The sequence below is a fragment of the Parcubacteria group bacterium genome (assembly GCA_041659505.1).
Taxonomy (GTDB): Bacteria; Patescibacteriota; Minisyncoccia; order Moranbacterales; family UBA2206; genus UBA9630.
This window is the reverse complement of the sequence record JBAZYF010000006.1, coordinates 1-23,053: the sequence shown is the minus strand read 5'-3', so window position 1 is coordinate 23,053 and position 23,053 is coordinate 1. Positions and strand designations below refer to the sequence as shown.

The 23,053-nt window shown below is 42.1% G+C and carries 26 protein-coding genes, 1 tRNA gene and 1 rRNA gene; 27 read left to right on the top strand and 1 reads right to left on the bottom strand.

All coding sequences use genetic code 11. The features are described 5' to 3' along the window. Positions 1-183 precede the first annotated feature (183 nt). A complete protein-coding gene (locus tag WC848_06815) occupies positions 184-501 on the bottom strand; it encodes a hypothetical protein (protein MFA5962362.1) in 318 nt (105 codons plus the stop codon). A 140-nt stretch (positions 502-641) separates the two neighbouring features. On the opposite strand from WC848_06815, the gene WC848_06810 reads away from it, so the two are divergent. The 27 genes from WC848_06810 to WC848_06680 all read left to right on the top strand — a co-directional run. Next, positions 642-1,643, top strand: a complete 1,002-nt coding sequence (locus WC848_06810) for a hypothetical protein (GenBank protein ID MFA5962361.1) — start codon at positions 642-644, stop codon at positions 1,641-1,643. 121 nt (positions 1,644-1,764) lie between these two features. After that, on the top strand, positions 1,765-2,886 hold the full coding sequence (gene dnaJ / locus WC848_06805) for a molecular chaperone DnaJ (GenBank protein MFA5962360.1): 1,122 nt from the start codon (positions 1,765-1,767) through the stop codon (positions 2,884-2,886). A 61-nt stretch (positions 2,887-2,947) separates the two neighbouring features. After that, positions 2,948-3,448, top strand: a complete 501-nt coding sequence (locus WC848_06800; protein MFA5962359.1) for a hypothetical protein — start codon at positions 2,948-2,950, stop codon at positions 3,446-3,448. A gap of 210 nt (positions 3,449-3,658) precedes the next feature. Beyond that, positions 3,659-3,731 (top strand) — tRNA-Lys (locus WC848_06795). A 140-nt stretch (positions 3,732-3,871) separates the two neighbouring features. After that, on the top strand, positions 3,872-4,792 hold the full coding sequence (locus WC848_06790) for a DUF1189 family protein (GenBank protein MFA5962358.1): 921 nt from the start codon (positions 3,872-3,874) through the stop codon (positions 4,790-4,792). Positions 4,793-4,870: 78 nt separating this feature from the next. Further along, complete coding sequence (locus tag WC848_06785; protein ID MFA5962357.1) at positions 4,871-5,947, top strand: YCF48-related protein; 1,077 nt, start codon at positions 4,871-4,873, stop codon at positions 5,945-5,947. A 31-nt stretch (positions 5,948-5,978) separates the two neighbouring features. Next, a complete protein-coding gene (frr, locus tag WC848_06780) occupies positions 5,979-6,524 on the top strand; it encodes a ribosome recycling factor (GenBank protein MFA5962356.1) in 546 nt (181 codons plus the stop codon). Positions 6,525-6,565: 41 nt separating this feature from the next. Beyond that, on the top strand, positions 6,566-7,783 hold the full coding sequence (rseP, locus tag WC848_06775; GenBank protein MFA5962355.1) for an RIP metalloprotease RseP: 1,218 nt from the start codon (positions 6,566-6,568) through the stop codon (positions 7,781-7,783). 229 nt (positions 7,784-8,012) lie between these two features. Then, entirely contained in the window at positions 8,013-9,101 is a 1,089-nt protein-coding gene (locus WC848_06770; protein ID MFA5962354.1) for a rod shape-determining protein, read from the top strand. Between the two features lie 3 nt (positions 9,102-9,104). After that, positions 9,105-9,908, top strand: coding sequence for a rod shape-determining protein MreC (gene mreC / locus WC848_06765; GenBank protein MFA5962353.1), 804 nt, complete (start codon positions 9,105-9,107; stop codon positions 9,906-9,908). Position 9,909: 1 nt separating this feature from the next. Next, positions 9,910-10,449 (top strand): rod shape-determining protein MreD, encoded by a 540-nt coding sequence (mreD, locus tag WC848_06760; GenBank protein MFA5962352.1) that lies wholly within the window; start codon positions 9,910-9,912, stop codon positions 10,447-10,449. A 6-nt stretch (positions 10,450-10,455) separates the two neighbouring features. After that, a complete protein-coding gene (gene mrdA / locus WC848_06755) occupies positions 10,456-12,342 on the top strand; it encodes a penicillin-binding protein 2 (GenBank protein MFA5962351.1) in 1,887 nt (628 codons plus the stop codon). A 142-nt stretch (positions 12,343-12,484) separates the two neighbouring features. Continuing rightward, a complete protein-coding gene (greA, locus tag WC848_06750; GenBank protein ID MFA5962350.1) occupies positions 12,485-12,940 on the top strand; it encodes a transcription elongation factor GreA in 456 nt (151 codons plus the stop codon). Between the two features lie 170 nt (positions 12,941-13,110). Beyond that, a complete protein-coding gene (gene lysS, locus WC848_06745) occupies positions 13,111-14,589 on the top strand; it encodes a lysine--tRNA ligase (GenBank protein MFA5962349.1) in 1,479 nt (492 codons plus the stop codon). 148 nt (positions 14,590-14,737) lie between these two features. After that, on the top strand, positions 14,738-14,929 hold the full coding sequence (locus tag WC848_06740) for a DUF6485 family protein (protein MFA5962348.1): 192 nt from the start codon (positions 14,738-14,740) through the stop codon (positions 14,927-14,929). A 2-nt stretch (positions 14,930-14,931) separates the two neighbouring features. Continuing rightward, positions 14,932-15,300 carry a hypothetical protein gene (locus tag WC848_06735; protein MFA5962347.1) on the top strand — a complete coding sequence of 123 codons (369 nt, stop codon included), beginning with the start codon at positions 14,932-14,934 and terminating at the stop codon, positions 15,298-15,300. Positions 15,301-15,304: 4 nt separating this feature from the next. Continuing rightward, positions 15,305-15,886 (top strand): CYTH domain-containing protein, encoded by a 582-nt coding sequence (locus WC848_06730; GenBank protein ID MFA5962346.1) that lies wholly within the window; start codon positions 15,305-15,307, stop codon positions 15,884-15,886. A gap of 5 nt (positions 15,887-15,891) precedes the next feature. Then, entirely contained in the window at positions 15,892-16,482 is a 591-nt protein-coding gene (locus WC848_06725; protein MFA5962345.1) for an HD domain-containing protein, read from the top strand. Between the two features lie 21 nt (positions 16,483-16,503). Continuing rightward, positions 16,504-17,112: a 4Fe-4S dicluster domain-containing protein gene (locus WC848_06720; GenBank protein ID MFA5962344.1), complete on the top strand. Its 609-nt coding sequence runs from the start codon at positions 16,504-16,506 to the stop codon at positions 17,110-17,112. Positions 17,113-17,114: 2 nt separating this feature from the next. Continuing rightward, complete coding sequence (locus WC848_06715) at positions 17,115-17,516, top strand: adenylyltransferase/cytidyltransferase family protein (protein MFA5962343.1); 402 nt, start codon at positions 17,115-17,117, stop codon at positions 17,514-17,516. Between the two features lie 4 nt (positions 17,517-17,520). Then, positions 17,521-17,934 carry a hypothetical protein gene (locus WC848_06710; protein ID MFA5962342.1) on the top strand — a complete coding sequence of 138 codons (414 nt, stop codon included), beginning with the start codon at positions 17,521-17,523 and terminating at the stop codon, positions 17,932-17,934. A 189-nt stretch (positions 17,935-18,123) separates the two neighbouring features. Further along, entirely contained in the window at positions 18,124-19,449 is a 1,326-nt protein-coding gene (gene serS / locus WC848_06705; GenBank protein MFA5962341.1) for a serine--tRNA ligase, read from the top strand. A gap of 111 nt (positions 19,450-19,560) precedes the next feature. Then, positions 19,561-20,067, top strand: coding sequence for a WbuC family cupin fold metalloprotein (locus tag WC848_06700; GenBank protein MFA5962340.1), 507 nt, complete (start codon positions 19,561-19,563; stop codon positions 20,065-20,067). A 3-nt stretch (positions 20,068-20,070) separates the two neighbouring features. Then, positions 20,071-20,742, top strand: a complete 672-nt coding sequence (locus WC848_06695; protein ID MFA5962339.1) for a DUF2268 domain-containing putative Zn-dependent protease — start codon at positions 20,071-20,073, stop codon at positions 20,740-20,742. A 12-nt stretch (positions 20,743-20,754) separates the two neighbouring features. Next, positions 20,755-22,038 carry a glycoside hydrolase family 1 protein gene (locus tag WC848_06690; protein ID MFA5962338.1) on the top strand — a complete coding sequence of 428 codons (1,284 nt, stop codon included), beginning with the start codon at positions 20,755-20,757 and terminating at the stop codon, positions 22,036-22,038. Positions 22,039-22,068: 30 nt separating this feature from the next. Then, positions 22,069-22,542: a hypothetical protein gene (locus tag WC848_06685; GenBank protein MFA5962337.1), complete on the top strand. Its 474-nt coding sequence runs from the start codon at positions 22,069-22,071 to the stop codon at positions 22,540-22,542. Between the two features lie 429 nt (positions 22,543-22,971). Next, positions 22,972-23,053 (top strand): 16S ribosomal RNA (locus tag WC848_06680); the annotation flags it as partial.

The window sequence follows — 23,053 nt, the reverse complement described above, 5'->3', positions numbered from 1 at the left end:
GTGGTCCGGCGTGGCCACAACCACGATTGCCAGAAAATAATGCGAACAGTACCGGTATTGCCAATGCGACAATGAATTTTTTACGCAACATCACTTTCTCCTTTTGCCCTAATTTTAGGGCCGTTTCTTGGTTTACCTTCAATAGGCACTAGCTCGTAATTATACGCTGAATCTGGCTGTTTGTCAAGCTGGAAATTCTGGAGCATGCTTGGTCATTTCAGCTTCCAGGCAGTCAACATATTTTTGGAGTATGTCAATCATGCCAAACCCGTTTCTATGGGCAATCCAGATAAGTATCGTATTGAAGCGATGATTTTTCATTAGCAACGCGGAGAACTTTTCGCTATCAGTATGGTTCTCTAAGCAGCTCAGATAATTTCTGAGTACTGCCAGATCAAGTCCTCTTTTGATCGCACATGCGAAAAAAATCGGGTTGTAATAATAATGATGCCTCAATGCCCAGGCATACCATTCTTTCGTGTTTTTTTCTTTTGGTTCCATGGCGATTTCCTCCTTCGGTTTTTAAGTTGCTGGCTGGTTTTCTACTTGCCTCATTAGTAGCACGAAAGAGTTGTCCTGACAAGCTCTTCTCGGATCGGCCAAATTTTGCTAAAATATTGGTATAATCTAAAAACTAAAAAATGCAAAAAAATATTTTGAAGTTTTCGCTTTTCTTCCTTTCGATCTTGGCGGCTTTTTTCTCTTGGTTTTCTGTCAGTCGGGCGGTGACCGTCGCAGATTCGAGCGTCTGGCTGGTGCCGATGCTCTGGTTCTCTTTTTTGTATATCGTCCTTTCGTTGGAATTTGTTTTGGTCAAGGAAAAGATTTGGCCGGTCATTTCGATTTTTGTCGGGTTTTTCCTGAGTTTCATCTTTGCGCCAAATTTTTGGCATCTGCTGATCTTGCTTTTTTCCGCAATATTTTTGCATATCGCTTATCTACAGACCAAAAAGGATCTGGGGTTGAATGTGAAAATCTGCCTGCCAAAAACTTTGCGGATGGGTAAGGCTTTTTTTGTGTTAGCGATAGCGCTGGTGATTTCCAGCCAATATTATTTTGAAGCTAAGACGGTGGGACTTTTGAAGTTGCCAACTTTTGACGCCGGAACTATTTTGGATAATAAATGGGCGAAAGAGATTCTCTATAAATTCAATCCTGATCTGCAGAAGCTGGAGGATAAGGATCTGACAGTCGATCAGATAATTTTGGAAAATTATCAAGAAAATCAAGCGGCCAGCGGAGATGCTGACTTGCTTAATTTAGCCGAGAATAGTCAGGCGATTTCTCCTGCCAATCTTCAGAAGATGCAAGAGCTTCAAAAACAAAAAGTGCTAGAAGCAGGTCGGGAGCAGTTTGGGAAGATGGTCAATCGGAAATTGACCGGATCAGAGAAAGTGGCGGATGTGATGCGGGAAAGTATCAATCAAAAAATCCAAAGCATCGTTTCGCCAGATTATACCAACGAAAAATTTCCGGTCGTCCCATTCGGAATGGCGTTCATCTTGTTTTTGACAGTCCTTTCGCTCGGCGCGTTTCTTCTGCGGATTTTGGTCCATCTGATCAGTATTATTTTTTGGATCATGCTTAGCGCGAAAATAGTAAGCGTAAAAAAAGTGCCGGTGGAGATGGAAGTGATCGAGTAACGTTGTCCGGGGAAAGAAATAGGCAAATTAGCACTCACCAGAGGGGATTGCTAATTTTTTTATTTCGTGCTAATATTTGGGGTGTGAATTTTCTCTAAATCAAACTGCTTTATAATTTTTTATGGCTAAAAATTTTTACGATACATTAGGCGTTTCCAAGGGCGCAAGTGACGATGAGATCAAGAAAGCTTATCGCAAATTGGCGCACAAACATCATCCGGACAAGGCCGGTGGAGATGAGGCAAAATTCAAAGAAATTAATGAAGCCTATCAGGTGCTGTCCGACAAGACCAAGCGTTCGCAATATGACCAGTATGGCCAAACTTTCGAACAAGCAGGTCGGTCAGGTGCTGGCGCGGGCGGAGGGCAGGGGTTTGGTGGATTCGATTTCTCCGGATTTCAAGGTTTTGGCGGAGGAGGACAAAATGCCGACTTTGAGTTTGGAGGCGGAGACTTTGAGGATATCTTTTCTTCTATTTTTAGCGGCGGACGAGGTGGTGCGACTACGCGCAGAAAACGGGGCAAGGACATTCAGGTTGATGTAGAAATTGAATTTTCCGAGATGGTCAGCGGAGCGACGCGCCAGATCAATCTACGCAAACAGACAGTTTGTGACCGTTGTGATGGCACGGGAGCAGAAAAGGGCAGTGAATTGAAAACTTGCCCGACTTGCGGTGGAGCGGGACGAGTGCAAAAAGTCAGTCGCAGTTTTTTTGGTAATTTTTCGCAAGTGGCTGAGTGTCCCGAGTGTCACGGATCTGGGAAGGTTACTGCGAAAAAATGTTCTAAGTGTGGCGGCGATGGGCGAGTGATGGAAGAGACTAAGTTAGAGATTAAAATTCCAGCCGGCATCATGGATGGCCAGACGCTCTCGATGCAAGGCGCAGGCGAAGCGGGCGGTGTCGGGGGTGTTTCCGGGGATTTGTATATCAATGTTCATGTGAGGGCGCACAATGATTTCAAGCGGAGCGGACAAGATGTTTTGAGTTCGGTGGAAATTCCTTTTTCGGTCGCAGCGCTTGGTGGTGAGACAATCATTGAAACGATCGATGGGCGGCTGACACTGAAGATTCCGGCCGGTACCCAATCGGGCGAGCAATTTCGCGTGAAAGGCAAAGGTATCCCCGATTTGCATTCTGGTGCGCGAGGCAATCAGATTGTAAAAGTGATGGTGCGGATCCCGAAAAAACTTTCTCGTGATCAAAAAAGACTCTTGGAGGAGTTGGGAAGGTTGGGAGAATAATTTTTTCGTGACAAAAAAACAAAAAGGGAGTAAAATTAAACTATAAAAATAAAAAATAAATATGAATCTTAGTTTGATTTTTTCTCAATTGGGGCTTTCGGCGAAAACTTCCCAGGATGTGATGCTGTTTCTGGTCGTGGCGCTGATCAGTTTTGTGTTTGGCATGTCGATCGGCCGTTTCAAGTTGATCACAGTGCTCATCAATATCTATGTTGCCGTGGCACTGCTCAGCGTTTTTCCGGAGAAGATTCTCCCTGATTATACTTACGAGTTGATTTTATTTTTCGGTATTATTGTTGTTTTGACGATTTTGGGCAAGAAAATGTTTGAGATTCCGCTTTCCGGTTCGGGCAAGGGTTTCCTTTGGCGGGTATTTGCGATGAGTTTTTTGGAGGTAATGCTGATGCTTAGTGTAATGCTTTCCATCGTGCCAAAAAAAATCGCTCTTAGCTACGTATCTTCCAGTTCCTATGACTATTTGATTTCACCTAATTTTGCTTTTTTTTGGATGCTGGCGCCACTCCTGTTTATGTTTCTTATCCATAAAAAACTCCTCAGGTAGGGTAGATTTTATCATGTAGTTTTTCAAAAAAGGGTTAATTCGCACCAGCGCTACGCCAAGGCTTCGGCCTGGCGAGTGTCCCGTTTTCGTCCGCCTGCAACGCCATGCGTAGCATTGCGGGCAGGTAGTACGGGTTCGCGAAGCGAATAACTTCCTTGACGGAAAGTTTTTTAGTGTTATACTAGCAAAGTTGCTTTAAAACCTAATTATGCGCCTATAGCTCAGTCGGTAGAGCAGTTGCCTTTTAAGCAAACGGTCCCAAGTTCGAGTCTTGGTGGGCGCACATAGAAAATTAAAAATGCAAATCTCGAAATGAAAAATTAAGGATTTGTCTTTAAGCTAAAAATTCCTCTCGGGGAATTTTTTGTTTTTCGGGAGTGAAAATATATGCTATAATTCAGGCATAAAAAATAAATTAAAAAAATGGAACAACAAGCACAGCCAGTCGGCTTTTTTAAGAAAGTGGGGAAAAGTATCTATGGCCCGGAGTATTATCAAGAACTGATTGAAAAACCCTTTTCCTATTCTGTGAAATATTTCGCACTATTTTCTTTGATCGCAGTGGTCGTTTTGGTGGCGGGGTTTTCACTATTCTCTTTTCCAAAAATTAATAAGGTACTGAATGACGCCGTGCATACGGCAGTAGAGAGCTATCCTCAAGAGTTGGTCGTAACTTTCAAAAATGGAAATGTTTCTATCAACGCAGATGAGCCGTATTTTTTGAAATTGCCGGATTCAATGAAAGAAGATACTGATCGGTCGAGAAAACTTGAAAATCTGATCACGATCGACACGAAGAGCGAAGCGAGCGCGGATAACCTGTCGAAATATAAGACAGCTATTCTGGTCACGAAAAATTATCTGGTTTATCAGGAAAGCAATGGAAAAATTACTACCCAATCCTTAGAAAAAATGCCGGACATGGTCATTGACAAGATATCCGTGACAAGCTTTGTCGATAAATACTCGCCATACTTGAAATTGCTGTTTCCTTTGTTTGTGGTCGGTTTTTTTATTTTCGCCATCTTCTTTATCATGTTTCGTTTGTGTTATCTTCTTTTGGCGGCACTGCTCATCTGGCTCGTCGCGCATGCTAAGAATGTGGAAATCGGTTATGGCAAATCTTACCAATTGGGCTTGCACCTGATGACTTTGCCACTGCTCATCATCTCTCCTTTTGCACTTATCAATTTCCCCATTGCTTTCACGTTGCTTTTAGTGATCTTAGCTTTTGTTAATATCAAAAAAAAGGAAACCGTGGTCGCACCAACTCAGTCGGAATCTATTCAAGAAGCGGAGGTTAAAGAGGTTGAAAAGCAGGCTAATGATGGCAGTAAAGTCTAGTTTCGTGGTAATTTGATTTAAAGCCAAAAAAAAATCCACTAGTGGATTTTTTTTGTTTGGTAGTATATAATGAAGGATATGAAAAGAGGCGTAGTTATTTTGACTGGTTTTCTTGCTAGCCTGGTGCTTTCCGGGTGTTCTTTGACGAGTTCGACTAATGCTCCGGGAGTGGTGCAGAAGTATTCAGTTTCTAAGAGTATCTGGGTTTCCAAGGATGGTGGAAAAAGCTGGAAAGATTCCAGTGCGGCGAGCAATAAGCCGACCGTGGCTGATATTAATCCGCTCACACTGGTTTTTGATCCGCATGATCAAAATATTGTCTATGCAGGACTGCGCTCGGGAGGCATCATGAAATCAACTAATGGCGGAGATAGCTGGGAATTTTTAACTTTCAAGTCGGACAAAGTTTATGGACTGGTGATTGATCCGAGCGATTCGAAAATAATTTATGCCAGTTCGGTCGTGAATAATCGCGGAAAAATTTTCAAAAATACCGCCTCAGGTGCGACAGACAGTTGGACGGAAATCTATACTGCCGCAACCAACGGACCGTTGGTAGTGTACCTGACCGTGGACAAAAAAAGTGCCAATACGCTCTATGCGGCGACAAGTGATAATCAGGTGTTGAAAAGTGCGGATGGTGGAGTTTCTTGGCGCAATCTTTTTCAAGCGCAAGCTCCTGTAGTGAAAATTGTACTGGATGCGCGGGATAGTAATTTGGTATATTTATTGACAAAGAGCGGCGACATTTTGGCCAGTTCTGATGGTGGAGATAAGTTTGATAGCTTGGCAAACAAGACGACGGTCACGGGAAGCTTGGGAAATGGTTTTAGTGTTTTGGAAACTGATCCGACTAATGGCAAGTGGGTCTATTTGGCTGGGAAAACCGGTATCATTCGCAGTAAGGATGGCGGAAGCACTTGGGAGACGATTTTGATACTGAACAATCCGCAAAATTCTCCTGTTAGCGCGTTAGCGATCAATCCCCAAAATTCACGCGAAATTATCTATGGCGCGATGCAAGCGACCTATAAATCACTCGATGAGGGTAAGACTTGGGTCACTTCGCAATTTGATGTGGCAAAGCCGATGAGCATTTTGGAATACGCGCCGACGAATCCAAGTATCATTTATGCTGGGTTTACGGCGAAATAAGTCTTGGAAATAATCATTTATTCTTAAATCTATGTATCAAGAACTGATCGAAAAAAGTAAAGTTAATTTTGAAAAAACCGTTGCGCATTTCAAGGAAAATCTGGGGAAGGTGCGAACCGGGAGAGCGACAACGGCAATGGTGGATAATGTCATGGTGGATTACTATGGCGCAAAATCACCCTTAAAACAAGTGGCCAGCGTTTCTGTGCCGGAACCACGCACGATTGTCATTTCTCCGTGGGACAAAAGCACGCTAGCGCTCATTGAAAAAGCCATCAAGGAATCTGACTTGGGACTCAATCCAATGAATGATGGAATAATAATTCGTATCAATGTGCCGGCGCTCACAGAAGAACGGAGGAAAGAATTTGTGAAAATTTTGAACCAAGAAGCGGAAGGCGCGCGCGTTGCAGTGCGAAAACTCAGGGAGGATGTGTGGGATGAAATTCAGGCGCTGACGATCGGAGAGGACGATAAGTTTCAAGGCAAGGAAAAATTACAGAAAGTTGTGGAGGAATATAACGCCGTAATTGAGGATATTCGGAAGAAAAAAGAAGCGGAGATTATGCAGGTTTGAGAAATAAAAAACAAAAAAATAATCAACTAATATAAACTACTATGTTCGTAGCGATTTTGATTTTCATCATAATTTTGGGGATGTTAGTTTTTGTCCATGAGTTGGGGCATTTCGTGGTGGCGCGGAGGAATGGCGTCAAAGCGCCGGAGTTCGGTTTTGGTTTTCCGCCACGGATCGTCGGTTTTCAATTCTTGCGGGAAAAACCCGAACCGGGAAAAAAGAAAAAACTCTTTTCCAAGTGGCGGATCATCTGGGGTGGAAAAGACGGTGACGACGAAAATGAAAAAGTGGATCTGCATGAAGCACATGAGAAAAAACTACAAGGTGGAACCATCTATTCTTTGAACTGGTTTCCATTAGGCGGGTTCGTGCGGATCAAGGGTGAGGATGGCGGACATGCGGGTGATGATGATAGTTTCGCCGGCAAGAGTGCTTGGAAGCGCGTGAAGATTTTGTCCGCGGGAGTATTTATGAACTTTATGTTTGCTTGGCTCTTGCTTTCAATCGCTTTTATGATCGGGGCGCCAGAAGAAGTTAATTCTGATGCGAATAACACGGCGAAATCCAAAATTCAAATTTCCGGTCTCATTGCTGATGCTCCGGCAAGTATGATGGGTCTCAAAGTCGGTGATGAAATTAGCAAAGTGCAAACAGACTCAGAGGGAAAAGCGGTAGCGCTAAAAAACGTTAAAGATGTCCAGAATTATATCAACGCCAATCGGGGAAAAGAAATCACCTTGGAAGTTTTTCGCGGAAAGGAAAAGTTGGCATTGAAAGGCACTCCACGGGTCGATGCGCCGGAGGGGCAAGGCGCATTAGGCATTGCTCTGTCGGAAACTACGCTAGTCAAATATGTTTGGCCGGAAGCGATTTGGAAAGGGTTGGTGGCAGTTTGGGATATGACAGCGATGATTTTCGCTGGACTTTTTGGTCTGATTAAAATGCTCTTTGCCGGTCACGGAGGATCGGCTGATGTGGCGGGGCCGGTCGGTATTGCGATTCTTACGCGAGAAGTGGCTAATCTTGGTCTGGTCTATATCATCCAATTTGCTGCGATTCTTAGCATCAATCTTGGGATTATCAATATCTTGCCAATTCCGGCCTTGGATGGTGGAAGAATCTTGTTTGTGCTGATTGAAAAAATCAAAGGCTCTCCCGTCAGTCAGAAAGTTGAGCAAACTTTTCATACGATATTTTTCGCCCTGCTTATGCTTTTGATGCTGGCAGTGACCTACAAAGATATTGCTAAGTTATTTTAGACTATATAGGAGTTGCTTATTTTTCCTCACAGCCTTATTTTCTAAAAAAATAACTCGAATGCTCTTTTTTCTTTTCAAAATTTCCCCTCAATCAACGGCAGCCAATGGAAAATTTTGAAGAAAAAAGGCATTCTCAGACAGAATTTTTTAGAAAATAAGGCTGACTCGGGTAAATTTGTAAGTGCTGAGTTCAGCAGACAATCAGACTAATCATAGTTCAAGACATTTTATGTTAAAGAAAATTAAAAATCTTTCTAGAAAAATATCGGGCGGTATGTTTGGCGGTTTTTCCAAGGATATTGGGATTGATTTGGGAACGGCAAACACCCTGGTCTATGTCAAAGGACGGGGAATTGTGATCAATGAACCCTCCGTGGTGGCGATCAACAAAAAGACCGGTCAAGTTTTGGCGATCGGAAAAGAGGCGAAGCGGATGGTGGGAAAGACTCCTGGGCATATTGTGGCGATCCGGCCATTGGTTGACGGCGTCGTTAGTGATTTTGAAATTACCCAGCAGATGCTTAAATATTTTATCGATAAGGTTCATCGCGGTGGCGGTTTTACGCTGTTTCCGCGTCCGCGAGTAGTGGTTGGCATTCCTTCGGATGTGACGGAAGTTGAAAAAAGAGCCGTGATTGATGCGACAATCAACGCAGGAGCGCGGGAAGCCTATTTGATCGAGGAACCGATGGCGGCGGCGATTGGCGCGCGTCTGCCCGTGCAGGAAGCTTCAGGCAATATGGTGGTGGATATCGGAGGTGGGACGACGGATATCGCAATCATTTCTCTCGGTGGAATTGTGGTTTCGCGCAATTTGCGCATTGCGGGCGATGAGATGAATGAAGATATCGTGCGTTATTGTCGGGATGAGTTTAATCTTTTGATTGGAGAAAAAACGGCCGAAGACGTGAAGATCGCGATTGGCAGTGCGTGTGTGCAAAAAGAAAAAAAACAGATGCAAGTGCGTGGACGCGATCTTGTCACCGGACTACCCAAAGAGGTGACAGTCACGGATGACCAGGCGCGTGAAGCGCTTTCGCGTTCTATCCGGATCATTATCAATAATATTAAGACGGCCGTGGAAGAAACTCCGCCGGAACTACTTTCCGATATTATGCAAAAAGGGATCATCTTGGCTGGCGGCGGTGGACTGATCCGCGGAATCGATCGTATGATCGCTAATCACACAGAAATTCCGGTGCGGATGATGGAAGATCCACTGACAGCGGTCGTACGTGGCACGGGGATCGTATTGGAAGATATAGAAGCGTTGCGCGAAGTACTGGTAGAGAATCAGCATGAAAAATCATTTGACTAGTTTATGCCGAAAAAATATTTTACATCAAAAATAACCAAGCTGGTCCTGGTCGCGGTGGTGTGTGCTTTTCTGATCTTTCTTAATCCGAGAGGTTTTTTTGAACCGATGCGGGGAATTTTTTTGAGCCTGACATTGCCTTTTCAAAAAATATTCTATGGAGCGAGCCAGAAAGTCGGCGAAACGACTTCGTTGCTTGCTTCTATTTCAGAAATAAAGAATGACAATGTGCAACTTTCCAAAGAGAATAATTTTTTAGCGGGCGAGGTGGCCAGACTTAAGCAGATGGAAAATGAAAACGTGATGCTCCGTGAACAGCTGGAATTGCTCCCTCGGGACAAATTTTCTCTGGTCGGTAGTTTTGTGATTGGGCAAGATCCGCAAGGTTCGGAAGGTTGGATCATTATTGACAAAGGTGAAAAGGACGGAATTGCTTCTGGAATGGCGGTGATTGTGGCAAATGGGATCTTGGTTGGAAAAGTGGAAGAGGTCTATTCTTCCAGCTCAAAAATCAATCTGCTGGCTAGTTCCAATAGTGCGGTCAATGTGACTGATGTAGAAACGGGAGCTAAAGGGATCATCCGGGGAGAATATGGCCTGGGGCTTGTTATGGATATGGTAATGCAGTCGGATGTACTCAATATTGGCGATACGATCATTACTTCCGGACTTGGTGGCAATATTCCGCGAGGACTCTTGGTGGGAAAAGTTAAGGAAGTTAAGGTTTCTGAAGATCGTTTGTTCCAGCGGGCGGTCGTTGTTTCCCGGATAAAATATCCCAAGCTGGATACCGTTTTTGTGATAAAATAATATGCTGCAAAAATTAGCCATCTGTTTGATCATTTTTTTTTCGGCCATCTTGCAGACGGCGGTGTTTTCTAATAGTTTTTTTTGGGGACTGGGCCCTGATGTCATGCTGCTTCTGGTCATTGTCTGGACTGCACGCGAAGGCTTTGAGAAAGCATTGTTTGGCAATATTTTGGCTGGTTTTGTCCAGGATCTGATAACTTTTCATCCGGTCGGCGTGCATATCGTGACCTATGTCTTGATCGCTTTTTTTGTCAGTTTCATTTCCAAACGATTTCTGGTTGTCGCGCGTAATTGGCGGGTATTCATCTTGATAATGATGATCATTTTTGGCACATTAGCTAACAATTTATTTTTAAGCGGACTATTTTTGATTGAAAATTATTTCAGCAGAATTGCGATTGGGGATGTTCCTGTCTATTTTTTTAGCGGAACTTTGTTGAAAGCGATTATTTTGAACAGTTTGTTTTTTCCTCTGGTGTATTTTTCAATGAAAAAAATCGAGAGTTGGGAATTTCTGAAGACGCGGAGTAAGATATTTTAATTGCCTATGTTTCGAGGATATTTTACAAACAGGAGGATGGCGCGCGGCATTGAGATTGAAGACGCAATCATGAATGTCGAGCAGAAGGAAAAAGCTATCATTGAAAAACCATTTGAGCGGAACGGCTTAGCAATCGTTTGGTATCTTGTTTTTGCAGTTCTCATTTTTCTTTTCGGCCGCGTCTTTTTTTTGGATATCGTCAATGGTAAATATTACTCACTCGTTTCGGCGGAAAATCGGATCAGAAAAATCATAATCAAAGCTCCGCGGGGGAATATCTATGACAAATTTGGCAATATTTTAGCGCGAAATTCACCAAGTATCGATGTGGTTATTTTACCGAGCTATTTGCCAAAAAATCCAGAAGAAAAAAAGATGTTGGCGCAAAACTTAGCTGGTGTTCTTAATATGAACCAAGGCAATGTGGAAATGGCACTGCTCAGTCAGAATGACAAATCGACTGATCCGATTTTGCTTAAAGAAAATATCACCCAAGATCAGTCGCTAATTTTGGCAGAAAAAATCAACGAATTTCCCGGGATCGCTTTGGAAAAAACTGCGATCAGGAACTATGAAAACAGTGCAATTTTTTCCCACATCATCGGTTATGATGGGAAAATAACCCAGGCGGAAATGGAAACGAACAAGGGCTATTTTATGACTGACTATATTGGCAAGACGGGCTTGGAAAAAAGTTATGAAAAAGAGTTGAAGGGTGTCTATGGCGCGCAACAAGTTGAGGTCGATTCTCGCGGAGAGATCAAAAAGAATCTGGGAGTGATCAGTCCGCAAGCCGGAAGCGATCTGATTTTGAATATCGATCAAGAATTGCAAAAAAAATTGTATGACAGCTTATCAGCCATCTTGGAAAAAACAGAAACAAAAACGGCTGCCGCGGTGGCGATCGATCCGCGGACCGGCGGAATCTTAGCGCTGGTCAGTTTGCCAAGTTATGATAACAATTTATTTGCCAGCGGAATTACGAGTGATGCCTACAAGAGCTTGATCACTGACAAAGACCTTCCCTTGCTTAATCGGGTTACGGGCGGAGAATACCCGCCTGGTTCGACGATTAAGCCGGCTGTCGCCGCTGCCGCGCTTTCGGAGGGGACAATTTCTCCTTCGACAATTATCAATGGTATGGGTGGAAGTCTTAGTATCGGAGCTTTCCGTTTTGGCGATTGGAAAGCGCATGGTCCGAGCGATGTGCGCACGGCAATCGCGGAAAGTAATGACGTTTTTTTCTACACCATCGGTGGCGGTTATGGGAATATTGTCGGATTGGGAATGGATCGGATGAAAAAGTATGAAGATTTGTTCGGTTTTGGCGAGGCAACAGGAATCGATTTGCAAGGGGAATCTGTCGGTTTGATTCCGAGCGAACAGTGGAAAAAAGATAAGATTGGAGAGAAATGGTATATCGGTGATAGTTATCACTGTGCGATCGGTCAGGGCTTCGTTCTCTCGACGCCATTGCAACTGGCCAATTATACAGCGACGCTGGCCAATGGCGGGACGCTTTATTCACCGAAATTGGTCAACCGGATCCGTAGAAATAATGGCCAAGATTCTTATGTCCAGCCAGAAATAATTCGGAAAGACTTTATCTCTCCGGAAATTATGCAAGTTGTGCGTGAAGGAATGCGCCAGACGATCACTTCTGGAACAGCGCAGACACTTAAGGATGTTCCAGTGGCGGTGGCTGGAAAGACCGGTACGGCGCAATATGGCTCGCAGGATAAAACTCACGCATGGTTCATTTCTTTCGCGCCGTTTGATGATCCAAAGATTGCGATGGTAGTTCTCGTCGAAGGTGGAGGTGAAGGCCACTCCAGCGCGGTACCAGTGACGAAAGAAGTTTATGATTGGTATTTTTCGCGAGATAAAAAATAGTTAGTGAAAAAAATGCTAGTACTTGCCCCGCTGTCGCGAAACGATTTTACGGGGTTGACACATATTCTATTTCTGGTACAATTTCCAATGTCGTCCAAAAAGGAACGACAATTTTTTATAAAAAGCAAACTAAAAAAATGCTATGATCAAATTCATTACTGAGGAAGGTTTGAAAAAAATCAAAGATGAGCTGCAACACAGAAAGACTACGCTGCGCCAGGGAATCGCGAACGCAATCAAAGAAGCCAAGGAGCAAGGTGATTTGAGCGAGAACGCCGAATACAGCGCCGCCAAAGCCCAGCAGGGAGAAAATGAAACCAAGATTGCAGAGTTGGAGTTTATGCTCAAGGAATCAAAAGTCGCGACCTATGACAAGAATTTAGGCGTGGTGCAATTAGGTTCAAAGGTGAGTGTGAAGTTTAACGGATCAGAGATGGAATTTCAAATCGTCGGATCAAACGAAGCTAGTCCAGCTGATCTGAAAATTTCCAACGAATCACCGATGGGCAAAGCCTTTATGGCGAAAAAGAAAGGTGACAAGGTAGATGTTGTGACTCCGGGTGGAATAGTGAATTATACGATTTTGGATGTGAAGTAATTTTTTGTTTTGAAATAGATTTGATTTTTGTAGAGACGCTCCGCTGGGACGTCTCTATTTGATTTCAGCGAAAATTGCCAATTTGCGCCAAATGCGCTAATATAGACCTATTGTAGAGACGAGGCATTGCCTCGTCTTGGCTAAGAAAATATTTAATCAACACAAATTTTATGCGTGAAGATATTTTGGAAACTAAGCTGGAAAAACTAAAAACTATCCAAGAATTTGGGATGGAGGCTTATCCGGAGAAATGCGAGCGGTCGATGACTAATGCCGAGGCCTTGGAACAATTCGATAATTTGAATGGCACCGATAAGCAAATATCACTCGTTGGGCGTGTCCGGTCACTTAGAATAATGGGAAAAATAGCGTTCTGCCACATCGAGGATGGGACGGGTAAAATTCAGGGATTTTTTTCAGAACAAATGTTGGCTTCCATTGATACGCCTAGCGAAAATAAAATATTTGCTTTATTTAAAGATACCGTTGAAATTGGTGATTTTATTTCTATGACGGGGACATTGTTTTTGACAAAGCAAAATGAAAAAAGTGTTCGCGTAGAAAATTGGAAAATGCTTTCCAAAAATATCCGTCCGATCCCGACGGAGTACTTTGGCTTGAAAGATGAAGAAGCGCTTTTGCGCAAACGTTATTTGGACCTGATGCTGAACGCCGAGACGCGCGAGCTGTTCCGCAAGAAAAATATTTTTTGGCAGACTGTCCGCCAGTTTTTGGTAGCGGAAAACTTCTTGGAGGTGCAAACGCCGGTTTTGGAGCATACGCCTGGTGGAGCAGAGGCAGAACCGTTTGTGACGCGCTACAATGCCCTAGATCAAGACTTTTACCTCCGTATCTCCTTAGAGCTACCCTTGAAAAGATTGCTCGTAGGAGGCTATGAGCGCGTTTTTGAGATTGGGCGGGTTTTTCGCAATGAAGGGATGGATCGCGATCATTTGCAAGAATTTGATCATATGGAATTCTACGCCAGCTATTGGGATTTTCAAGCGGGAATGGAGTTTTGCGAGAAACTCTATCGCGAAATCGTGGAGAAAGTTACGGGTGGACTAATCACGGAATATGAAGGCGCTAAAATTGATTGGAGCAAGCCTTTTCCGGTCGTCGATTATTTCACGGAATTTAAAAAAGAAACGGGATTAGACCTGAACGCGGATTTATCCGCCGAAGCATTGCGCGCGAAGGCGGACGAATTAAAAATAAAATACGAACCCGGTTATTCCAAAGGTCGGATGATTGATCTGCTCTACAAAAAAACTGTCAGGCAAAAATTGATCCAACCATGTTTTCTCGTCGGGCATCCCTTGGAGGTTTCTCCACTGGCCAAGACTGATCCAAAAAATCCCAAAAGAACTTTGCGTTTGCAGATCGTGGCGGGAGCGAGCGAACTGTGCAATGCATTTTCTGAACTGAATGATCCGATCGATCAAAAAAACCGCTTTTTGGAACAGATGGCTGCGCGTGAAGGCGGGGACAAAGAAGCGCAGATGCTAGATGAAGATTTTGTGGAAGCCTTGGAATATGGCATGCCGCCAGCGTTTGGTTTCGGCATGAGCGAACGGCTGTTTTCGTTTCTGATGAATAAATCTATCCGCGAAACGGTTATTTTTCCGTCGGTGAAAACAAAAGAATAATTTTTCTTTCTGTCTTCCTCGCGGAGGCGGGGATCCAGTGGAAAGATTCTGTTTAAATAGATAATCTTAGCATTAGGCTAATCAAACTAAATTTAGTTTTTACACTAGATTCCCGCCTTCGCGGGAATGACAATTATTAAAGGTTATTATGGAATGCCAAAGAGAAAAAAATAAAATCAATTGTAATTGCACCTATGATTGCGAGCTTAAGGGTTTTTGTTGTGAGTGCATAAAAGAGCATCGAGAAAAAGGCGAACTGCCGGCTTGTTATTTTTCGAAAGATGTGGAAAATACATTTGATCGTTCGGTAGAAAATTTTATTAAAAACTTTAAAAAATAACTATGGGCATCAAAGTTGAATTTAATCCGGATTTGGCGCTGCGTAGTATCGCGGAGCACAAAAATGGCAAGCGGAAAATTGAGGAATGTATTCCGGAGAAGTTGGAAGTGGGAAAAGTTTATGCATTTCTAAAAAGCGAACAGAGATTATTCTACTTGAGCGACAGTGAGTTTTGGGGGAATGGGCAGATTCCACTTTGTGAGACGAATGGCAAAGAAGAACTATCGCGACCGATTGCCAGCATTAAAATTCTGGAAGCGACACACTTTTTGGAAGAGGGAAGAGTTTTCACTAAAGGAAAATATCGCGTGATGGAAGTGTTTGATTTAGCTGACCCAAAGATTCATTTTGAGGCTTGTAAGAAAATTTAAAATTATGCAAATAGAATACGAAGCCACTTTTCCAGATGTTGATAAGGGTGAAATACGGCGGAAACTAGAAGCTAACGGCGCTAAGTTAGTCAAAAAAGAATTCTTGCAAAAAAGGATAGTTTTTGATTTGCCAAAAGGGCATGAAATTGAAGGTGGCTGGCTTCGATTGAGAGATGAGGGCGATAAAATTACTATGACCCTTAAGGTTATTGGAGGGAATCGAATCGAGGAACAAAAAGAAACACTTTTGGAAATTGATAGCTTTGAAAAAGGATTAGAATTCCTAATGTTAATCGGGTGCAATCGCAGATCCTATCAGGAAAATAAGCGGGAGGTATGGAAATTGGGGACTGTGGAAATTATGCTTGATGATTGGCCATTCTTGGAGCCGTTAGCTGAAATTGAAGGATTGTCGGAAGTTGACGTGAAAGAGATGGCGGAAAAATTAGGCTTCGACTATGCCAAAGCGCGATTTTGCTCCATTAGTGAAATATATAATGAAAAATACCAGCCCAAAGAAAGGTTTGATATTAGCGACCTAGAGGAATTTACTTTCTCGATAAATAACCCGTTTTTAAAAATATAAATAATATGACTAAAGAGTTAGGAATTACAAAACAACAAGCAGACAAATTGTTGGACGAATTTATCAAGGATCCAATTACGAAGTTGCATATGCTTGAATCAGAAGCGATTATGCGGGCGTTGGCGAAAAGATTCGGAGAAGATGAAGAAAATTGGGGAATAATTGGACTTCTTCATGACATTGACTGGGATTTGACGAAAGATAATACGGCGCAGCATTGTGTGCAGTGTCAGGAAATTTTGCGTGAGGCGGGCGGAAGTGAATTTCTGATTGAGACAATTCAGTCGCATGGCTATGGAATGGATGCAATTCCAGCGCTAAAAGATAAGGAGCGTTCGACGAATTTGCAATACTGTTTGGTGGCGGCGGAAACCTTAACAGGGCTAATTATCGCTTCGACACTGATGCAACCGGACAAAAAACTTTCCAGTCTTACTTTGCAATCGCTAAAAAAGAAATTTAAGAACAAAGGTTTTGCCGCGCGTTGTAATCGTGAACTAATCAAAGAGTGTGAAAAAGCGGGAATACCGCTGGATGAATTTTTGGAGATTGGACTTTTGGCGCTGCAAGGGATTTCTGGTAAACTTGGGTTCTAATATTTTTTTCAACATTAATCTATGCCAGTCCTGATTAATTTTAAAATTTGTGATAATGCTAAGGAGTGTAATGGGGTGGCGGTTTGTCCGACTGGGGCTTTGGCATGGGACGAGAAAAAGAAAAGCATCAAAATTGATAATAAAAAATGCATCAGTTGTGAAAAGTGTGAAAAAGCCTGTATGGTGGATGCGATTTTTATTGCAAGGAATGAAAAAGAATATCAGAAGATTGAAAAGGAAATCGATGCTGACCCAAGAAAAAGATCAGATTTATTTATTGATCGCTATGGCGCTGAGCCAATTCATCCAGCTTTTCTCATTAAAGATGATAAATTTCAAATAGAAGTTTTAGAATCAGAGAAATCGGTGATGGCGGAGTTTTTTGATGATGATTCAATAATGTGTCTTTTAAAATCAATTCCAGTTAAGGATCTCTTGGTTGATCATGATATGAAATATAGAAAAGTAAAAATAGAGAAAGAACTGACTAAAAAATTAAAAATCAAAAAACTGCCAGCGTTATTGTTTTTTGAAAAAGCAAAGCTTTTAGGGAAAATTGAAGGTTATTATGATAATAAAAAGAAAGCTGAACTTTGCAAAAAGATCGAAGCGATTATAAAAAAGAAATGACTATGAAAAAAGTAATGGCATTTGGGACGTTTGATATATTTCATGCGGGACATAAAAGTTATCTCTCGCAGGCGAAAGCGTTGGGGGAATATTTGATTGTGGTGGTGGCGCGGGATGAGACCGTGCTTCGCGTCAAGAGTGAGTGGACGAGGAATAGCGAAGATGAGAGATTGGAAGCATTGGAAAAAAGTGGACTGGCTGATGAGGTGATTTTGGGCGATCTGGACGACAAGTACGTCGCAATTGAAAAATATCGACCCGAGGTGATTGCGCTCGGGTATGACCAGCGAGTAGATCTCCCCGAATTGACAGAACAGCTCAAAAAACGTAAGCTTAAAGCGGAAATCGTGAGGCTCAAAAGCTTTGAGCCGGAGAAATATAAGTCGTCGATATTGGGGAAATAAATTAATGAAAATTACTTTTTGTGGAAGTATGACCGCTTGCCGGGAAATGCTTGAGATTGGGAATAAGTTGAGGGAAATCGGTCACGCGGTTGTCTTGCCTGATTTTACGAAAGAGTATGCCGCACTTCTAACTCAAGATGAAATGCACAAAGAATCGGCGAAAAACAAAATCGAGCACGATTTGATCCGCGGCTATTATGAGGAAATAAAAAAGTCAGATGCGATCTTGGTTTGTAATTTAGATAAGAACGGCATCAAAAATTATATCGGCGGAAATACTTTTTTGGAAATGGGGTTTGCGCATGTCCTGCGAAAAAAAATATTTTTACTCAATCCGATTCCAGAGTCCTCCTATTACGATGAACTGGTGGCGATGGAGCCGGTGGTTTTGGATGGGGATCTAGAGAAGATAAAATAATTTAATTCGTAACCCTTATTGTCATTCTGAGCGTAGCGCAGCGGAGTCGAAGAATCTGCTTTCAATTACTGCTAGTGTTGTTGTGAATAGCACGAACTACGATTACCGTAGGCAGATCCTTCGACTGCGTCCGAGTACGGACTTCGCTCAGGATGACACCTATTCTTAAATAATAAGCTAAAAAAAGTTATGCTAGACATCAAATTCATCCGTGAGAATGCGGACAAACTTAGAGAGGCGATCAAGAATAAAAACGTCAAGTTGGATCTTGATGAGCTTTTGGCGGTGGACAAAAAACGCGTCGAAGCTTTGCAACACATTGAACTTTTAAGCGCGGAAAAAAATAAACTGAATGAGTTGATGCAGATGAGCAAAACGGATGATGAACGCAAAGTGGCGATTGAGCAAGGAAAAACAGTCAAGGAAAAAATGGCCAAGGCGGAGCCGGAATATGTGGAGCTGAAAAAACAATTTGACACACTCATGGTGCAAGTGCCGATCATTCCCTCAGAAGATACGCCGGTTGGGAAAGATGAAAGTGGGAATGTGGAAGTTTATCAAAAGGGAGAAATTCGTAAATTCGATTTTAAACCTAAGACGCACATTGAACTGGCCGAGGATTTGGATTTGGTCGATTTTGAAAAAGGAGCGAAAGTTTCCGGTTATCGTGGGTATTATTTGAAAAATGAAGGCTCGCTGCTTGTGATGGCGCTCATGATGTATGCGCTAAACAAAATGGCGGAAAAGGGTTACGCACCGATCATTCCACCGACGCTCATAAAAGGTTTTGCGCTGTTTGGCAGTGGCTATTTCAAGGGTACGGATTATGACAGTGCGTCGGATAATATCTATCAAATTGCCACGCGCGACAAGGAAATGGACGGGGCGGATTCGAAGGAAAAGAAATTTTTGGTCGGCACTGCCGAGCCATCGCTACTGGCATATTTTTCTGACGAGATGCTCGACGGCGCAAAATTACCGATCAAAGTTTGCGGATTTTCTCCGTGCTATCGCAGTGAGATTGGGGATTATGGCAAGGACAATAAAGGACTTTATCGTGTGCATGAATTTTTCAAAGTGGAGCAAGTCGTGGTTTCAGAGGCGGATATTGTGGCTTCTACTGCTTTGCAAGAAGAAATGGTGGGAATCTCAGAAGAAATGCATCGGGAATTGGGACTGCCATATCGTAAATTACAAATCTGCACTGGGGATATGGCTCCGGGAAAATATCGTGCGTTCGATCTGGAAGCCTGGATGCCAGGCCTCAATCGCTGGGGTGAGACCGGTTCAGCTTCGAACTTTGTTGATTGGCAAGCGCGGCGACTCAATGTGAAATATAAAGACAAGGACGGCAACAAAAAATTCGCCTATCTTTTGAATAACACCGCCTTGCCATCCGTACGACCACTGATTGCTATCTTAGAAAATTATCAAAACGAAGACGGATCAGTGACTGTGCCGGAGGTTTTGCGGAAATGGATGCCGGGGGGTTTGGAGAGGATTGTAAAAAAGTAGAGTTGCGATTTATTGCGATTAATTAAATAAATTCCAAGAAATTCATGGTTCAAGTCAGGAGACGTTGAACCGACAAGGGATCGTGAGGAAATAATTTTAAATTTAAAAAATATGCAAGACATGGCATACAATGAAGCTGGAGTAAAAATAATCGGTCAAAAAGTAATAGAAGAGCTGTTGGATGAATCTAGAAAGAGTCCAAGAAAAAGAGCCAGTGTTTGTTTGCACACCGAAAAATCTGATTTGGTTCAGCGAATGGCGATGGCACTCCAGCCAGAGACATATATGCAAGCACACAAGCACGAGTCGCCCGCTAAGCGAGAATTATTTACCCTATATCAAGGAGAAGTGTCTGTTTTGATATTTGATCAAGACGGAAATATTACTGGAACGTATATTCTTGCTCCGGATAAAATTCGAACAATCGAGCTTTCCGCTGGAATTTATCATTCATTGGTTGCCTTAAAGCCGGATAGCGTTGTTTTTGAAACAAAAGATGGGCCATGGGAAAGTGTGGAAAAAGATAAGCAATTTGCGTCTTGGATGCCAGCAGAAGATTCCGAAAAAGCAGTAGAGTGTTTGGAAGATTTGAGGGTAAAAATAGGTATTAATAAATAGGCGATGAAAATTAATATCCAGTTTATTGAAGCAGACAATGATTTTTCTAAGGGAGTCAAAGTGTTGATTGGAAAGATTATTAGGGAAGATTCGGCAAAAGTTGCTAAGATTCTTCCTTTTGAAACGAAAGTTTTCACTTTCACTGTGTATCCCTGGAAAAGGAAAGGCGCGCATGGCTTTGCTCAGGCAACTGATTGGGTGCGGATTATGCTAAATCCGAAAGAACTGGATTTTAAAAAAGGAATAAAGCAAAAAATATTAGATAGACTTGCTTATCTGGTTTATCATGAAATGCATCATGCTTCGCGTGGCTATGTCGGATTTTTGCCGGAGGGTAAAAATCATATGCTGATAAATTCTGTTCTTTCAGAAGGCTTGGCGGATGTTTTTGCGCAGGAGTGTGCTCCCAATGTCTATGATTCTGAAAAATTAGCCTCCAAGGATCGGCAGATAGAAAATTGGATTTGTAGGATGGATAAAATTAAATGGAGGAAAATGTCAGCCTATTATTCCTGGGCATATGGCGGAGAAGGCAAGCCAGCTCTTTTGGGGTATAAAATGGGAAGGTATATTATTTTAGCACTGAAGAAAAAACATCCCGAATGGGACGCGGTAAAATTAGTTCGGACCGACGCGAAAAAGATTTTGAAACTGAGCGGAGTAAAATTTAGGTAAAATTTGAATCATATGCAAAACAAAAAACTAAAATTTCCAAGAGGTTTCTTATGGGGTGCGGCGACTTCGGCACATCAGGTGGAGGGTGGAACTAATAATGACTGGACGCAATGGGAAAAAAATAATGCCGATAGGATAGCTCGAGGGGCTGGCAAAAAATGGGAAAAATGGCAACAGGAAAAATTTCCGGAAATGTTTGATGCGCAAAATTATATTTCAGGACGAGCTTGTGATCATTATAATCGATATGAGGAGGATTTTGATTTGGCGAAAGAGGGCGGACACAACGCTCATCGATTTTCTATCGAATGGTCGCGCATCGAACCAGAAGAAGGAAGATTTGATGAAAAAGAGATCGAGCATTACCGAAAAGTTTTAATAGCTTTACGAGAAAGAGGCATTGAACCGTTTGTCACTCTTTGGCATTGGCCTAATCCTGTTTGGGTTGGACAGATGAATGCTTGGAAAAATAAAGACACTGTCAAATATTATCTGAGATATGCAGAGCGTATCTTCAATGAATACAAAGGTTTAGTTAAATTCTGGATGCCTTTGAATGAACCCGGAACGGAAGTATCTCTGGGTTATTTGTTTGGAAATCAACCCCCCGGACTTAAAAGCAAAATTGGCGCCAATTTTGCTTTTAAAAATTTGATGCAGACCCAAAAAGATGTCTATAAGCTTGCAAAATCAATTTCTCCTGATTTTCAAATAGGCTGTTCTCATTTTATGTTTGATATAAGGCCGTATAATGATTTTCCTTGGAATATTTTAGCTGCTAAAATAATGGATTATTTTGCTAATTATCGTTTTTTTAAAGCCTTTGACGATTCTTGCGATTTTCTTGGAATTCAATATTATCAACTATTTGCTATAAATCTAAAATTAGGCGGACATTTTTGGAGAATTTTTGAAAATAAAAAAGTCACAGAGTTGCAAAGTGATTTGGGTTGGCAGATTTTTCCAGAAGGAATATATAATGTTTTAAAAAGAGCATCAAAAAGTGGGAAGCCAATTTATATAACAGAAAATGGTATTGCCGATGCTGATGATTCAAAGAGGCCTAAGTTTACAAAGGATCATTTAAGGTTTGTGCAAAAAGCAATTTCGGAGGATGTGGATGTGCGGGGATACTTCCATTGGTCGTTTTTGGATAATTTTGAGTTTGTTGAGATGAGGGGATTTTGGCCGCGTTTTGGACTGATTGAGATGGATTACAAAACCCTAGAACGCCACCCGCGGAAAAGCTTTTATGAATATGCCAAGATTTGCAAGAGCAATGAAATTGAAGTTTGACTGTAATTTCAGAAGTGCTAAAATATTATTATGAATGAAGAAGACAAAAAATTAGAAGAAAGAATGACAAGACACTTTGATGTTGTCCTTGAGGGCATCCGAGGTGATTTCAAGGTCTTCGGTGAAGGACTCTCGAATCTTTCGAGAAGGTTTGATAGTTTGGATAAGAAAGTCGATAACTTATCGAGTAAGGTTGAAGTCTTGACTATTAGGGTAGATGATTTGACTCTAAAGGTAGATGTTCTAACTGGCAGAGTTGATGTGCTAACTGAGAGAGTTGATGTTTTGACTGGTAGAGTAGATGTCCTAACTGGTAGGGTAGATGTTTTAACCGAAAGAGTTGATTGGTTAGCTGAAAAAACAGATTTGTTGATTGAAGACATGGATTATGTTAAATCTTCACTAGCAGAAAATAAGGAGAAAGATGAAAAGGCAGACGAACGCTTAGAGGGGCACGAAATGCGCCTAATTAAGCTGGAAAAAACGGCTTTGGCCAAAGCCTAGGGCGACTGAAAAATTACCCCTTGACAGGTTTCGAAAAGCGCTCTACAATGGCTAAAGACAGTTGAGTTCCAGATATAATTATTTAAAACCAAACAAGGCATTAAATAATACTCAATAAAGACTTTTAAAATTAGGGGTGAGAGAAAAGACTGAAGATGCATCTTTGCGTATGATTGTGTTTGTCCGCAGAGATGTGTTTTTTGTTCGTAAGAATAGAAAGCGTGAACTTTAACAAGTGAATAGTTTCTCTAAATCCAACCTTTTGATTTAGAGAAGCAAAAATTAATCGCAATTTTTTGCGATTAGTCCGGTCTCGAGCAATCGAGACAAAAATTCGAGTCTATTTCAAATATTTACTATTGCTCCTCGGAGTCGTAGTAAATTAAAAAGAATTTATTTTCTTTTATATAATCAGATTTACTTCTGATATTTTTTGAGAGTTTGATCCTGGCTCAGGATGAACGCTGGCGGCGTGGATAAGGCATGCAAGTCGAGAGGGTTAGACCCTCGG